We start from the raw sequence: 13,414 nt of genomic DNA on the forward strand, positions 1-13,414 counted from the left end.
GACCGCCCTCAGGCGGCTGTCGGGCCCGTCACGGTCCACCCCGGGGCCTGCGGATGGGCCGTCAGGTCCTCGTGGCGCACGGGTGCGCCGCATGCCCGGCAGGTGACCACCGGCACCAGTTCGTTGCCGCACACGTGCTCGACGGCCATCGGCAGGCCGGTGCCCCGACGGACGTGGCGGTCGCCCCACTCCTTGAGGGTCATCAGGACCGGCTCCAGTTCCAGTCCCGCCTGCGTGGGCCGGTACTCGAAGCGCTGCGGGCGTTCGCTGTAGAGGCGCTTGGTGAGGATGCCGGCCTCCACGAGCCGGCGCAGCCGGGTGGCCAGGATGTCGCGCGGGGCGCCGATGTTGCGCACGAGCTGATCGAAGCGGCCGTTGCCCAGGCACACCTCGCGCAGGACGAGCAGCGAGTACTTCTCGCCGACCAGTGCGAGGGCGTCGGCGATGGAGCAGGGGCGCGGGTCCTTCGTGGCGGCCATGCGCCCAGTCTAGAGGAAGGTTGGAATTTCCAACTGACAGGATTATGGTGAGTCCGGATTTCCTACTCACTGGTAGCCCGTCCATCGCCGCAGGAGGCCGGACCCATGCGTGACGCCGTCATCGTCGAAGCCGTACGCACCCCCGTCGGCAGGGGCAAGCCGAACGGCTCCCTCGCCCACGTCCACCCCGTACAGCTCCTCGCGCACACCCTGCGCGCCCTGGTCGAGCGCTCCGGCGTCGACCCGGCGCTGATCGACGACGTGATCGGCGGCACCGTCGACCAGGTCGGCGAGCAGGCCATGAACACCACCCGGTACGCCGTCCTCGCCGCCGGCTTCCCCGAGTCCGTGCCGGCGACCACGGTGGACCGCCAGTGCGGCTCCTCCCAGCAGGCCGTGCACTTCGCCGCGCAGGGCGTCGTCGCGGGCGCGTACGACGTCGTCGTCGCCTGCGGTGTGGAGTCGATGAGCCGGGTGCCGATGTGGTCCAACGTGCCCGCCGGCGCCGACCCGTTCGGGCCCGGTGTCGCCGAGCGCTACCCGGAGGGCCTGGTCCCGCAGGGCATCAGCGCCGAACTCATCGCCGCCAAGTACTCCCTCACCCGGGCGCAGATGGACGAGTTCGCCGTCTCCTCCCACCGCAAGGCCGCCGCAGCGTGGCGGGAGGGGCTGTTCGACGACGAGATCGCGCCGCTGGACGGCGTCGCCCGCGACGAATGCGTCCGCCCGGACAGCACCCCGGAGATCCTCGCCGGCCTCCGGCCCGCCTACCACGACCCCGGCTTCGCCGAGCGCTTCCCGCAGATCGAGTGGAACGTCACCGCGGGCAACGCCAGCCCCGTCAACGACGGCGCCTCAGCCGTCCTGATCACGTCCGGCGAGACCGCCGCCCGGCTCGGCCTGCGTCCGCTCGCCCGGCTGCACAGCTTCGCCGTGACCGGCTCCGACCCGCTGCTGATGCTCACCGGTGTCGTCCCGGCGACGGAGAAGGTGCTGCGCAGGGCCGGCCTCAGCCTGGCCGACATCGACCTGTTCGAGGTCAACGAGGCGTTCGCCGCCGTGGTGCTGGCCTGGCAGCGGGAGACCGGCGCCGTCCTCGACAGGGTCAACGTGCACGGCGGCGCGATCGCCCTCGGCCACCCGCTCGGCGCCAGCGGCACCCGGCTGACCACGACCCTGGTGCACGCGATGCGGCGACGCGGCGCCCGGTACGGCCTCCAGACCATGTGCGAGGCCGGCGGACTCGCCAACGCGATGATCCTGGAAGGAGTCTGAGCCGGGAACCCGCCCGCAACACCGGTGCGGCTCGCGGCACCGGCGGGCCGCCGGGCCAGGGCGCGTCCCGCGGCGGCGACCAGGTCGTCGGTCGCCGCGACGGCGGCCTCGCGGCGGGCGGCCGGCACGGTTGGTCGGTGACGTCGGGACGCTGAACCCGGCCGGCGGGGCCCTGCGGGCCGGTTCCGCCAGGGGCGGCTCCAGCACGGAGACCGCGACCGGGGGAGCGTTGACGGCGGACCGGGTGGCTCGGGACGCCGCCCGGGCCGCCGCGGCGGCCTCCGTGCTCGCGCCGCTCAGCCGCAGGTCCTCGCGGTGCCACATGGCCCGCCGATGGCCGCCCGGCACGGCCACCGGCTCGCCCGGCGCCGACCGCGGCGCATCCGCCCCGCCGTCGGCACGGGCCGCCCGCTCGTGCCCGAACTGCGTCAGCCCGGTGAGCGCACCACCGAGCGGCGTGCCGGCCGCGGCGATGACGCCGGACCACAACGAGGCATTGTCCTCGGCCGACTGACGCAACCGGCTCCGTCGCCTCCTCGGCCGACCGGTCCGCCGGGACGGCCTACCGGCCGCGCAACTGGTGGCGTTTGCGCCAGGCCACCACCGAGCCGGCCAGCGCCGGTACGGCGATGCAGCCCATCGCGATCAGGAAGGCCGGGGACGTCGGCGCCGAGGCGCGGGCGCCGGCCACCGCGTAGGCGGCCGTGTTCGGGATCGAGCCCAGGGCCGTCGCCAGCAGGAACGGCAGCCAGCGCATCCGGGAGACGGCCGCGCAGTAGTTCGCCGCCCAGAACGGCACCCCCGGGAACAGCCGGGCGATCAGCATGGACCGGAACCCGTGCCGGCTCAGCTGTCCGTCGGCCGCCTTCAGCCAGCGTCCCCGCAGCAGCGGGCGCAGCGCGTCCTGCCCGAGCATCCGGCCCAGCCCGAACGCGACCCCGGCGCCCAGCACGGTGCCGGCGAGTGCCGTCGTCAGCCCGAGCTGCGAGCCGAACAGCGCGCCCGCGGCCAGGTTCAGCAGGGGGCGCGGGACGAACGCCACGGTGCACAGTCCGTACGCCGCCGAGAAGACGACGGCCGCCGCGACCCCGCTGAGCTGTGGCGGCCAGCCGTGCGTCAGCAACCGCTGCGGCTCGAACAGCAGCACGGCCACCACGCCGCCCGCGAGCAGGGCGAACAGCAGCGAGAGCCGGACATGCGGGGACCGCAGCACACGGGCGCAGCCGGCGGTGAATCTCGAGTGCGGCAGCGGTGCGGCGGGCGTGGCCGCGGGGACACCCGCGGTGACGGCCGCGGCCGTGGGCGCGGTCAGGGGAACGGTGAGCTCCGTGCCGGTGGCCCGGGGAGAGGCCGTGGCGGTGCCAGAGCGGTTGGCATCGAGCATCTGGTGACACTAACCGACGGACGTGTGTGATCGCCGTATGGTCGGAACTCGCCCACGGTGGAAAAGGGTTCGACGCCGGACAAACCGTCGGTGATGATGGACGGCATGTCCCGGTTCGCCTTCCTCCCCGCAGCATCCGCCGTCGCGGATGCCTCGAAGGCTGCCGTCGCGCTCCTCGTGGCCGCTGTCGGCGGCGCCCGAAGCTGACCCTCTCCGGACAGTCCGGCGGACCCCGCAGGGGGAGGGTCGGCGGGTCCCAGGGGTCCCCGCGTTCTTCTTCCCGGCTGAGAGGCTTCGAGGTACAGCCATGTCCGCAACGGCCTACGTGCGCACCAAACCACACCTGAACATCGGCACCATGGGTCACGTCGACCACGGCAAGACCACCCTGACCGCCGCCATCACCAAGGTCCTCGCCGGGCGCGGCACCGGCACCTTCGTGCCGTTCGACCGCATCGACCGCGCCCCCGAGGAAGCCGCCCGCGGCATCACCATCAACCTCACGCACGTCGAGTACGAGACCGACACCCGGCACTACGCCCACGTCGACATGCCGGGCCACGCCGACTACGTCAAGAACATGATCACCGGCGCCGCGCAGCTCGACGGGGCGATCCTCGTCGTCTCCGCACTCGACGGGATCATGCCGCAGACCGCCGAACACGTGCTGCTCGCCCGGCAGGTGGGCGTCGACCACATCGTCGTCGCGCTCAACAAGGCCGACGCGGGGGACGCGGAGCTGACCGACCTCGTCGAACTGGAGGTCCGCGACCTGCTCACCGCCCAGGGCTACCCGGGCGACGCCGTCCCCGTCGTACGCGTCTCCGCACTGCGCGCGCTGGAGGGCGACCCGCGCTGGACGGCGTCCGTCGAGGCGCTGCTCGACGCGGTGGACACCTATGTGCCGACGCCGGAGCGGTATCTGGACGCGCCGTTCCTGCTGCCCGTGGAGAACGTGCTGACCATCACCGGGAGGGGGACCGTCGTGACCGGTGCCGTCGAGCGGGGCGTGGTGCGGGTCGGCGACCGGGTCGACGTGCTCGGCCCGGGCGTCCGGACGGTCGTGACCGGGCTGGAGACCTTCGGCAGGCCGATGGCACAGGCGCAGGCCGGGGACAGCGTCGCGTTGCTGCTCCGGGGCGTTCCCCGGCACGCCGTTCGGCGGGGACACGTGGTGGCGGCGCCGGGAAGCGTGGTGCCGGCCCGGCGGTTCTCGGCCCGGGTGTACGTGCTGCCGGGGCGTGACGGGGGCCGTACCACCCCGGTCACCACCGGCTACCGGCCGCAGTTCCACCTCCGTACGGCGGACGTGGTGGGGCGCGTAGACCTGGTTGGGGCGGGTGTCGCCCGGCCCGGGGAGACGGTGGAGATGAGCGTGGAGCTGGGCCGGGAGGTGCCGTTGGAGCCGGGGCTCGGGTTCGCGGTCCGCGAGGGCGGGCGGACCGTGGGCGCGGGGACCGTCACCGCGGTGGGATGACCGGTGCCGCCGGGGGCCGCGGGGCCGTACCGGCACGGTCCCGCGGTGCTCCGGAGCACGTCACAATGAACGGGTGACCGAGCAGATACCCGTGTCCCGCACCACCGATCACGGCACCGCCAGGCTGATGCCCGACGTCGACCGGGAGCGGGCCTGGCTGCTCACGGTCGACGGGGCGCCGCAGTCGTACGTGGACCTGGACGATCCGGCGTACCTGGAGTTCGAGTACACGCGCCGGCTGGGTTTCGCGCTGGACGCCGTGGCCGCTGAGGGCGCGCCGCTGGACGTCGTGCACCTCGGCGGCGGCGCCCTCACGCTGCCCCGGTACGTGGCGGTGACCCGGCCCGGCTCACGGCAGGACGTCGTCGAGGCGGACCGGGGGCTGCTGGACCTGGTCGCCGAGCACCTGCCGCTGCCGCGGGACTCGGGTGTCGTGCTGCACGCCGACGACGCCCGGGCCTGGCTGGAGGGGGCTCCGGACGACCACGCCGACGTACTGGTCGCCGACGTGTTCGGCGGGTCCCGGGTTCCCGCCCACCTGTCCACGCTCGCCTACGCGCGTGCGGCCGAGCGGGTGCTGCGTCCCGGCGGGGTCTATCTGGCCAACCTCGCCGACGCGGCGCCGTTCGGCTTCCTGCGGGCCCAGCTCGCGAACCTGGCCGCCGTGTTCGAGGAGATCGCGCTGATCGCGGAGCCGGCGGTGCTGCGCGGCCGGCGGTTCGGCAACGCGGTGGTCGTGGCCTCGCACCGGCCGCTGGACGTCGCCGCGATGGCCCGGCGCAGCGCGGCCGACGTCTTCCCGGCCCGGGTCGAACACGGCGCCTCGGTGCGGGAGTTCATCGGTTCGGCCAGGACGGTCGAGGACGCCGACGCCGTAGCGTCACCCGAGCCCCCCGCCGGCGCCTTCGGCATCGGCTGACGCGGCGGGGGCGGGCGGGGGAGGGGAAGTCACTCCACGACCGGGTCGCCGTGCAGCCGTACCGTGGCGAGGATCTTGTCGACCGTGGCGTCGGGGATCTCGTCCTTGACACCCTTGGCGCCGTAGAGGGTCCACGCCACGAAGCTGCCCTTGGAGTTCTTGAAGGCGAACGTCGTGGCCTTCCCGTCGGTGTCGCACTTGTCCTTCTTCGGCACGCCGACGACGTACGACGTCGCCACACTGCCCTCGACGCCCGACGTCGTCGTGAATTTCCTGGGCTTGCCGATCCGCAGGTACTTCTTGGCGGCGTCCGACTGGTCGGTGTAGCCGCCGAACACGAACGCGGCCGAGTCGCCGCGGGCGATCCCGGCGGTGTTCTTCGCCCCGTTCTCGCCCTTCGTGCCGCTCGCCGCCAGCGCCTGCGACTCCTTGGTGCCGCCCTTCTCGGACGTGCAGTAGTCCGGCTTCAGGTACGAGGGACTGGAGAAGCCGATGTACGGGGAGCCGTCGCCCTTCTGCTCGTCCTCGAAGAAGGAGAAGACGCCGGGCCGCTCCACCTCCCAGTCCCCGGGCACGTCGAACGCGGTGCCGTACTTGGGGTTGACCACGAGCTTCCAGCCCGCGACGGTCGGCTTCTCACTCCCGCTCGCCCGCGGGTTGCCGGCCGCGGAGGAGGCCGGTGAGTCGGCGGGGTCGGCCGTCGGTGACGGGGCCGTGCTGTGTCCGCCCTTGCCGTTGTCCGCCTCGTCGTTCTTCGAGCCGCGGCCCAGCACCAGGTATCCGGTCACGGCGGCGGTGACCACCACGGCCGTGGCCGCGACGATCGCCACCAGCTTCGTACGGCCGCCACCGCCCTGCGGCGGCTGCGGCGAGGACGCCGTGGGCGGCTGTCCCCACTGCGCCTGCTGCCCGGCCTGCGGGTACTGCTGGTACCCGGGCTGCTGGTACGGGTTCGGCTGCTGGTGACCCGGCTGCTGGTACGGGTTGTGCTGCGGGTTGTGCGCGCCCCCTGGCGGCTGCTGATCTGGCCACATGGCCAGTAACCCTAGTGGGGTGCGGGACACGTTTCGGTCACCGGTGTTCGTCAGGTTCGTGGCGAATCCGCGGTGCCCGCGGGCACCGGCTCTGGTCAGCTCCGGCTACTCGTGAGTAACATGACGGAATGAGCGCAGACCAGATGTCGATCGGCGACATGCTCGCCGCCACCGTGCCCATGGCCCGGACGCTGAACCTGGAGTTCCAGGAGACCACCGCCGACAAGGCTGTGGTGTTGCTGCCGGACCAGGGCGCGTACCACAACCACGTGGGCGGCCCGCACGCCGGCGCGATGTTCACCCTCGGGGAGTCGGCCAGCGGCGCGATCGTCCTGGCCGCCTTCGGAGACCAGCTCTCGCGCGCCGTGCCGCTCGCCGTACGCGCCGAGATCGCCTACCGGAAGCTGGCGATGGGCGCCGTCACCGCGACCGCGACGCTGGGCCGTCCGGCCGCCGACGTCCTCGCGGAACTGGACGCCGGACAGCGCCCCGAGTTCCCGGTGGCGATCGAGATCCGGCGCGCGGACGGTGCCGTCACCGGCGAGATGACGGTCGTCTGGACGCTGCGGCCCAACGGCTGACGCGGCAGTCGGCAATCGCAGCCCGCTCCCCGGCGCACCGACGGCGGCGCCGGGGGGAGAGGGCGACCGGGGGCGGTGAAGTCCGGCAGCCGACTGCGGGGCGGCGGCCGGAAGTCGGGAATGTGGTGCGCCATACGGCTTTTACGGCAGCCGAGTTGGCGGAATCCACGAGAACCGCCCTGGGGATACCGGCGGTAACTATTGTGCGGTGAACGGATGTTGGCATCGGGGGTATTCGCACTTCTTGTTTCCCGCGACCCGCGTGTGCGAAGGTGAGCCTCCCCGCGGGAAGGCAGAGGCAGACGCCGATGTCAGGGCCGGCTCTCAGGTGCATACCTCTCAGGTACGTACCTACCAGGTAGTGCTTTCCGACAGGACGCGCCTGCGTCTGCGTTTCCTGCGGCTGGAAAGGAAATGGTTCCGTGCCGTCCCCTCACCCCCCACGCCCGCCGTTCCCGCCCCCGCCCGCTCCGGCCGGTGAGTCCGACCGTGCCCTGGTCGCCCGGCTGACCGGTCCCGGCGACGCCCGCCATCACGCCGTCGCCCTGCTGCTGGCCCGGCACTGGCGCCCCACCCGCGACTACGCGGTGGTCTGCCTGGCCTCCGCCGGTCCCGCCGCCCAGCTGGTGGCCACCGCGGCCTTCCATCAGGTGCTCGGCCGCATGGCGGGTGGCGTGCTCGGCGGTGCCCTCCGGCCGCAGCTGCTCGTCGCCGTCCGGGACACCGTCCGCTCCTGGGCAGCCGACGAGGCGGCGCGCATCGCCCTGCCGGAATTGCGCAAACCCACCGGCGGCCGGGGCCTTCGCGCGACGAACCCCGGGACACCGGAAAGCCGGCAGCTCGCCGCGCGCGCATTCCAGGCCCTTCCCGGCGCCTCGCAATGCCTTCTCTGGCATACCGAGGTCGAAGCCGAACCCATAAACATACCGGCAGGTCTGCTGGGGGTCGACCCCGCCACCGCCATCGCCGCACTGGAACAGGCACGCGAGCAATTCCGTGCCGGGTGCGTCCGCGCCCACCGGGAACTCGCACCCTCCAGCGAATGCCGTTTCCACAACCGCCTGCTCGACGCCCCGATCCGCCGTGGCGGCGCCCTGCTTCCCGACGTGCGCCGGCATCTGACGGTCTGTGAGCACTGCCGGTACGCCGCCGGACAACTCGGCCACTTCGACGGCGGTCTGCACCTCCTGCTCGCCGAGACCGTGCTCGGCTGGGGTGCCCGCCGCTACCTCGACTCCCGCCCGGGCCGCGGCGCCCCCGAGGAATGGCCGCCTCCGCCGGCGGTGCGGCCCGCGCCCCCGGCGACCGCCGGCCGGCACCGCACCGGGCCGGGCAACCGCCGCCGCACGGCCGTGGCCGTCGGGGTCGCACTGACCTCCCTCGCCCTGCTCGCCACCGTGCTCGCGGCCAGGAGCTGGTCCGATGACAACGGTGTCCCCGCACCAGCCACCTGGTCCGCCCCCGCCGGCGGTGCCACGCACCCGGACGCCACCGGCACCCGCTCCGCGGCCTCGCCCTCCGCCGCCTTTGCCGGTGGGTCCGCGGAGATCGTTCGCGGCGCCCTGCGCGGCCTCGGTTCCCGGCTCTGCCTGGACGTGCGCGGCAACCGGGTCACCGCGGGCGCGGGCGTCCGGCTCGCGCCGTGCTCCTCGGCCGCCTCGCAGCAGTGGTCGTACCGGGACGACGGACTGCTGCGCAGCGCCGCGGACCCGTCCCTGTGCCTGGCCGCCGACCCCGGAACGCGGCGCACCGAGCTGGCGGGCTGCCTCGTTCCCACCGGCGAGGTGTCGTACGACGTCACGGTGCGCGGCGAGATCCTGCTCCGCCGGCACAAGGGCCTGGCGCTCATACCGGGTCCCGGCGGTTCCGGCACGCGGGTCGCGGTGGCCGGACGCGACGGGTCACCGGAGCAGCGGTGGGTGCTGGAACCGGAAGCCGCCGAGGTGCCCCGGTCCTCCGGTACGGCGGCGCGGCCTGAGGGTGCGTCCGGGGCGCCCGGAGCGCCGGACGGACCGGGGCTGTCCGGCGGGACCGGTACGGCGGGGAGGGGGGCGTCGTCGCCGGGCGGCGCCGCGCCGGACTCCGGGCAGCGGGGGGACGGCTCCGTCGCACACGGCAAGCCGGAACGCGAGGGTGCGGGAGCCGGGCAGGGGAACGAGCCGCGGATCGCCCAGGTGCACACCGAGGAGGACAGGCGGCGGGGCGCGGCCGGTGGTGCGGGCCGCCTGGGCCGCGCGGGCCGTGCGGCGGACGTGGCGAAGGCCGACGTGGCGGACGTGATGGTGGCGCTGGGGAGTGCCGTCAGACCGGTCGGGGGCGACCTCACCCCACCGGCCGGCGCACGGACGGCCTCGCTGGGCACGGTCACCGCCGACGCGGGATCGCAGGCCGTACGGGCGCTGGTGGGCTGACCGGTGCCGGGTCCGCCCGGCGGGCGCCCCGGCCGGGCCCCTCGACCGTTACGCCGGCGCCGGCCGGGGAATCCCCGGCTCACCCGCACCGGGGTACCGGAGTCGTGCCGCGGCGATGCCGCCGCACGACCCGCTCCGCGGGCCTCCCCCGCGCCGTGCCCCTGAACCGGTCCGCGCCGTGGCCGCCGGCCCACCCGCCGCGCCCCCGCCCGGCGTCCGCCGGCCGGTGGCCCGCCGGGAATGGCCGCTCGCGGTGCGCCGTGGCACACCGCGGTGGCCGCGCACCTGGGGGGCGGGGACGGGGCGGCGGCCGGACGGTGCGAGCAGGGAGACGTTCACCGCCGACCAGGTAGCCTTCCTGGGGGGCGCGCCGCACATGCGGTGACCCGGAGGGCAAGGGCAGCGACAGGGGAGGTACCGGCGGTGCACGTCCAGGAATGGCTCGACTCGGTGCCGGCGGCCGCCGTCTACGCCGTGGTGGCCCTGGTGATCGGCCTGGAGAGTCTGGGCATCCCGCTGCCCGGCGAGATCATCCTCGTCTCGGCGGCCCTGATGTCCTCCCAGCAGTCGGGCGTCAACCCGGTCGTGCTCGGTGTGTGCGCGACCGCGGGCGCCGTGATCGGCGACTCCATCGGCTACGCGATCGGCCGCAAGGGCGGACGCCCGCTGCTCGCCTGGCTCGGCGCCAGGTTCCCGCGGCACTTCGGCGCGGGCCATGTGGCCACCGCCGAGCGGTCCTTCCAGAAGTGGGGCATGTGGGCGGTCTTCTTCGGCCGCTTCGTCGCCCTCCTGCGCATCTTCGCCGGCCCCCTCGCGGGCGTCCTGCACATGCCGTACTGGAAGTTCCTGATCGCCAACGTCCTCGGTGGCATCTGCTGGGCCGGCGGCACCACGGCCGTCATCTACTACGTCGGTCTGGTCGCCGAGGACTGGCTGAAGCGGTTCTCCTACCTGGGCCTGGTGGCGGCCCTGCTGATCGGCCTGGCGTCGGTGCTGGTCCTGAAGCGCAAGGCGAAGAAGGCGCAGCCGGCCGAGCGGGAACCGGAACCCGTGAACGCCGGGGACTGAAGCCCCCCGCGCCTGCGCCCCCGCGCCCTCGCACCTGCGCCCCCGCACTCGCCCCGGTCCTAGCGGTGCACATCCGCGTGGGCCCTGCCCAGCTCCGCGTACAGGGTGCCGTTGAGGGTGACCCCTTCCCGCTCCTGCGCGGTCAGTTCCCGCTTCACCTTCGCCGGCACCCCCGCCACCAGCGACCCGGCCGGCACCACCATCCCCTGCGGCACCAGAGCCTGCGCGGCGACCAGCGACCCGGCCCCGATCACCGCCCCGTTGAGCACGGTCGCGCCCATCCCGATCAGGCAGTCGTCCTCCACGGTCGCCCCGTGCACCACCGCGTTGTGCCCGATCGACACCCGCTCCCCGACGGTCACCGGAAATCCGGGATCGGCGTGCAGCGTGACGTTGTCCTGCACATTGGCCCACGCGCCCACGGTGATCTTCTCCACGTCGCCCCGCAGGACCGCGCCGTACCAGACGCTCGCCCCCGGGTGCAGCGTGACATCCCCGATGACGGAGGCCGTGGGTGCCACGAACGCCTCCGGATCCACCCGGGGCTCCCGGCCCCCGATACCCACGATCAGTGCCTTGTGCGTCATCACCCGTCTCCTCCTGGTCGGCAGTACACCGCACGGTACGACACCGGGTGGGGTGAAGATCACAGCAGCCCGCGCCCTCCGCCGGGCGACCGGTGAGTAACGTGAGCCCGTGTCGAAGCGCAAGAACACGTTCTCATCCTGGCGACGCCGGCTGGCGCAGCGCGCGGTGCACGCGGGCTGGTCGTGGGTGCGCGACGCGGGTTCGGTGACGGCCGAGCACCCCGGCCGCTACCGGTTCGGCGCGATCGGCGAAGCCACCCGGCTGGCCTTCCCGCTCGGCACGGTCTTCGGCGAGCCCTGGATCCGGCTCGGATCCCACTGCATCATCGCCGAGCAGGTCACCCTCACCGCCGGCCTGATGCCGGACCTGGACCTGGGCCCTGAGCCCATCCTGCGCATCGGCGACGGCGTGGTGCTCGGCCGTGGCAGCCATGTCATCGCGGACACGACGGTCACGATCGGCAGTGACTGCTACTTCGGCCCGTACGTCTACGTCACCTCCACCAACCACTCCTACGACGACCCGCACCAGCCCATCGGCCGGCAGTGGCCGCGGATGGAGCCCGTCGAGATCGGCCCGGGCTGCTGGATCGGCACCGGCGCGGTGATCCTGCCGGGCGCGCGGATCGGCCGGAACGTCGTCGTGGCGGCCGGCGCGGTGGTCCGGGGCATGGTGCCCGACCACGCGGTGGTGGCGGGGGCGCCCGCCCGGGTCGTACGGCGCTGGACGGCCGGCGACGGCTGGCAGCCGCCGCTGCGGACCCCGGCCCCGGTGCCGATCCCGGACGGGACGACGCCGGAGCAGCTGCGGGCGCTGGGGGAGCTGGACGAGGACGTGGTCGCCCGGCTCGCCGCGCTCGAACCGGAGGCCTGACGCGACCGGCCGGCCACCGGCACGGCCGGCCTCGCAGTACAGTTCGGTGAACGCTCGGGTGCACCGCACCGTAGTGCGGTGCACGGCACCGCGCTATGCGTCACCTCGGACTTCCCGGATATTGGACCCCACGTGTCGGACCTCGAACTCCTGACCCAGTCCCTGGCGCGCAACGTCAAGCACTGGCGTGCCGTGCGCGGCTTCACGCTGGACGTGCTGGCCGCCCGGGCCGGTGTCAGCCGGGGCATGCTCATCCAGATCGAGCAGGCCCGCACCAACCCCAGCATCGGCACGGTCGTCAAGATCGGCGACGCGCTCGGCGTCAGCGTCACCACGCTCCTCGACTACGAACAGGGCCCGACGGTCCGGGTCGTCCCCGCCGAACGGGCCGTGCGGCTGTGGCACACGGAAGCCGGCAGCTACAACCGGCTGCTCGCCGGCACGGAGGCGCCGGGACCGCTGGAGATGTGGGACTGGCGGCTGATGCCGGGCGAGAGCAGCCCCTCCGAGCCGCATCCCGGCGGCACCGTCGAGCTGGTGCACGTGACCGCGGGCGAGCTGACGCTCGTCGTGGACGGCGCGGAGTACCGCGTTCCGGCGGGCGCCAGCGCCTCTTTCGAGGCCGACGTCCCGCACCGGTACACCAACCGGGGGGACCTGCCGATGGAGATGGTGATGGCGGTGTCCGTGCCGCCCGTGCCCTGAGACAGGGGTACGGCGCGCGGACGGGTCTTGCTAGCGTGCGGCCATGCGCCCACCCATCGGAGACTTCGACACCGCCACCCCCGCCCCGGACTGCCTGGACGAGCTGACCGCGCCCGTCGCCGATGCCGTACGCCACTGGCAGGGCGCTGTACCGGCCGAGCGGATCCTCTATGTGGACACCGACCCGCGGTGGGCCGACACGGCCGTCTTCGTGGAGCACTACGGCCGCGACCTGCTGGAGCGGTCGGCGAACTGCGTCGTCGTCGCGGGCAAGCGGGGCGGCATGACCGCACTGGCCGCCTGCGTGGTGCTCTCCACCACCCGGGTCGATGTCAACGGCGCCGTACGCCGTCAACTGGGCGCCCGGAAAGCCTCGTTCGCCCCCATGGAGACCGCGACCGGCGAGACCGGCATGGAGTACGGCGGCATCACCCCGCTCGGACTGCCCACCGGCTGGCCGGTGCTGGTGGACGCGGCCGTCGTCGACCAGCCCTACGTGCTGATCGGCAGTGGCCGCCGGCGCGGCAAACTGCTGGTGCCGGGCAAGGCCCTGGCCGAACTGCCGGGCGCGGTCGTACGGGAGGGCCTGGGCGTCGCCTGACCGGCGAGCGGCGGCCCGT

At 73.8% G+C, this 13,414-nt stretch carries 13 protein-coding genes; 9 read left to right on the top strand and 4 right to left on the bottom strand.

The window, feature by feature from the left end; genetic code table 11:
• Positions 1-8: 8 nt before the first annotated feature.
• Complete coding sequence (locus ACGFT1_RS31765; RefSeq protein WP_373912428.1) at positions 9-479, bottom strand: winged helix-turn-helix transcriptional regulator; 471 nt, start codon at positions 477-479, stop codon at positions 9-11.
• 105 nt (positions 480-584) lie between these two features.
• Between ACGFT1_RS31765 and ACGFT1_RS31770 the strand changes: the two genes are divergently transcribed.
• On the top strand, positions 585-1,754 hold the full coding sequence (locus tag ACGFT1_RS31770; RefSeq protein ID WP_373912429.1) for an acetyl-CoA C-acyltransferase: 1,170 nt from the start codon (positions 585-587) through the stop codon (positions 1,752-1,754).
• Positions 1,755-2,316: 562 nt separating this feature from the next.
• On the opposite strand, the gene ACGFT1_RS31775 is transcribed toward ACGFT1_RS31770, so the two are convergent.
• Positions 2,317-3,138: a TVP38/TMEM64 family protein gene (locus ACGFT1_RS31775; RefSeq protein WP_373912430.1), complete on the bottom strand. Its 822-nt coding sequence runs from the start codon at positions 3,136-3,138 to the stop codon at positions 2,317-2,319.
• A gap of 307 nt (positions 3,139-3,445) precedes the next feature.
• Here ACGFT1_RS31775 and tuf point away from each other — a divergent pair, with 307 nt between their 5' ends.
• Together tuf and ACGFT1_RS31785 are read left to right on the top strand one after the other, a co-directional pair.
• Entirely contained in the window at positions 3,446-4,615 is a 1,170-nt protein-coding gene (gene tuf, locus ACGFT1_RS31780) for an elongation factor Tu (protein ID WP_373912431.1), read from the top strand.
• A gap of 73 nt (positions 4,616-4,688) precedes the next feature.
• Complete coding sequence (locus ACGFT1_RS31785; protein ID WP_373912432.1) at positions 4,689-5,534, top strand: spermidine synthase; 846 nt, start codon at positions 4,689-4,691, stop codon at positions 5,532-5,534.
• A 29-nt stretch (positions 5,535-5,563) separates the two neighbouring features.
• Here the strand turns inward: ACGFT1_RS31785 and ACGFT1_RS31790 are convergent, their stop codons facing one another.
• The gene (locus tag ACGFT1_RS31790) at positions 5,564-6,568 is read right to left on the bottom strand and encodes a hypothetical protein (RefSeq protein ID WP_373912433.1); all 1,005 of its coding nucleotides are present in this window, start codon (positions 6,566-6,568) and stop codon (positions 5,564-5,566) included.
• 128 nt (positions 6,569-6,696) lie between these two features.
• Between ACGFT1_RS31790 and ACGFT1_RS31795 the strand changes: the two genes are divergently transcribed.
• From ACGFT1_RS31795 to ACGFT1_RS31805, 3 genes are all read left to right on the top strand, one after another.
• A complete protein-coding gene (locus ACGFT1_RS31795; protein ID WP_373912434.1) occupies positions 6,697-7,149 on the top strand; it encodes a DUF4442 domain-containing protein in 453 nt (150 codons plus the stop codon).
• A gap of 422 nt (positions 7,150-7,571) precedes the next feature.
• Positions 7,572-9,560: an RICIN domain-containing protein gene (locus tag ACGFT1_RS31800; RefSeq protein WP_373912435.1), complete on the top strand. Its 1,989-nt coding sequence runs from the start codon at positions 7,572-7,574 to the stop codon at positions 9,558-9,560.
• A 423-nt stretch (positions 9,561-9,983) separates the two neighbouring features.
• On the top strand, positions 9,984-10,628 hold the full coding sequence (locus ACGFT1_RS31805) for a DedA family protein (RefSeq protein WP_373912436.1): 645 nt from the start codon (positions 9,984-9,986) through the stop codon (positions 10,626-10,628).
• Between the two features lie 59 nt (positions 10,629-10,687).
• Here ACGFT1_RS31805 and ACGFT1_RS31810 read toward each other — a convergent pair whose 3' ends face one another.
• Complete coding sequence (locus ACGFT1_RS31810) at positions 10,688-11,215, bottom strand: gamma carbonic anhydrase family protein (protein ID WP_373912437.1); 528 nt, start codon at positions 11,213-11,215, stop codon at positions 10,688-10,690.
• 109 nt (positions 11,216-11,324) lie between these two features.
• On the opposite strand from ACGFT1_RS31810, the gene ACGFT1_RS31815 reads away from it, so the two are divergent.
• The 3 genes from ACGFT1_RS31815 (at position 11,325) to ACGFT1_RS31825 (ending at position 13,395) form a co-directional block, all read left to right on the top strand.
• The gene (locus ACGFT1_RS31815; RefSeq protein ID WP_373912438.1) at positions 11,325-12,089 is read left to right on the top strand and encodes an acyltransferase; all 765 of its coding nucleotides are present in this window, start codon (positions 11,325-11,327) and stop codon (positions 12,087-12,089) included.
• A 132-nt stretch (positions 12,090-12,221) separates the two neighbouring features.
• Positions 12,222-12,794, top strand: coding sequence for a helix-turn-helix domain-containing protein (locus ACGFT1_RS31820; RefSeq protein WP_373912439.1), 573 nt, complete (start codon positions 12,222-12,224; stop codon positions 12,792-12,794).
• Positions 12,795-12,837: 43 nt separating this feature from the next.
• On the top strand, positions 12,838-13,395 hold the full coding sequence (locus tag ACGFT1_RS31825; RefSeq protein WP_373912440.1) for a YbaK/EbsC family protein: 558 nt from the start codon (positions 12,838-12,840) through the stop codon (positions 13,393-13,395).
• The last annotated feature ends 19 nt before the right edge of the window (positions 13,396-13,414 follow it).

Origin of the sequence: Streptomyces sp. Y20, assembly GCF_043195475.1 — a bacterium.
Taxonomy (GTDB): domain Bacteria; phylum Actinomycetota; class Actinomycetes; order Streptomycetales; family Streptomycetaceae; genus Streptomyces.

Coding starts and splice junctions, on each gene's coding strand:
- ACGFT1_RS31765 (WP_373912428.1), bottom strand. CDS start 479: ATGGCCGCCACGAAGGACCCGCGCCCCTGCTCCATCGCCGACGCCCTC.
- ACGFT1_RS31770 (WP_373912429.1), top strand. CDS start 585: ATGCGTGACGCCGTCATCGTCGAAGCCGTACGCACCCCCGTCGGCAGG.
- ACGFT1_RS31775 (WP_373912430.1), bottom strand. CDS start 3,138: ATGCTCGATGCCAACCGCTCTGGCACCGCCACGGCCTCTCCCCGGGCC.
- tuf (WP_373912431.1), top strand. CDS start 3,446: ATGTCCGCAACGGCCTACGTGCGCACCAAACCACACCTGAACATCGGC.
- ACGFT1_RS31790 (WP_373912433.1), bottom strand. CDS start 6,568: ATGTGGCCAGATCAGCAGCCGCCAGGGGGCGCGCACAACCCGCAGCAC.
- ACGFT1_RS31795 (WP_373912434.1), top strand. CDS start 6,697: ATGAGCGCAGACCAGATGTCGATCGGCGACATGCTCGCCGCCACCGTG.
- ACGFT1_RS31810 (WP_373912437.1), bottom strand. CDS start 11,215: ATGACGCACAAGGCACTGATCGTGGGTATCGGGGGCCGGGAGCCCCGG.
- ACGFT1_RS31825 (WP_373912440.1), top strand. CDS start 12,838: ATGCGCCCACCCATCGGAGACTTCGACACCGCCACCCCCGCCCCGGAC.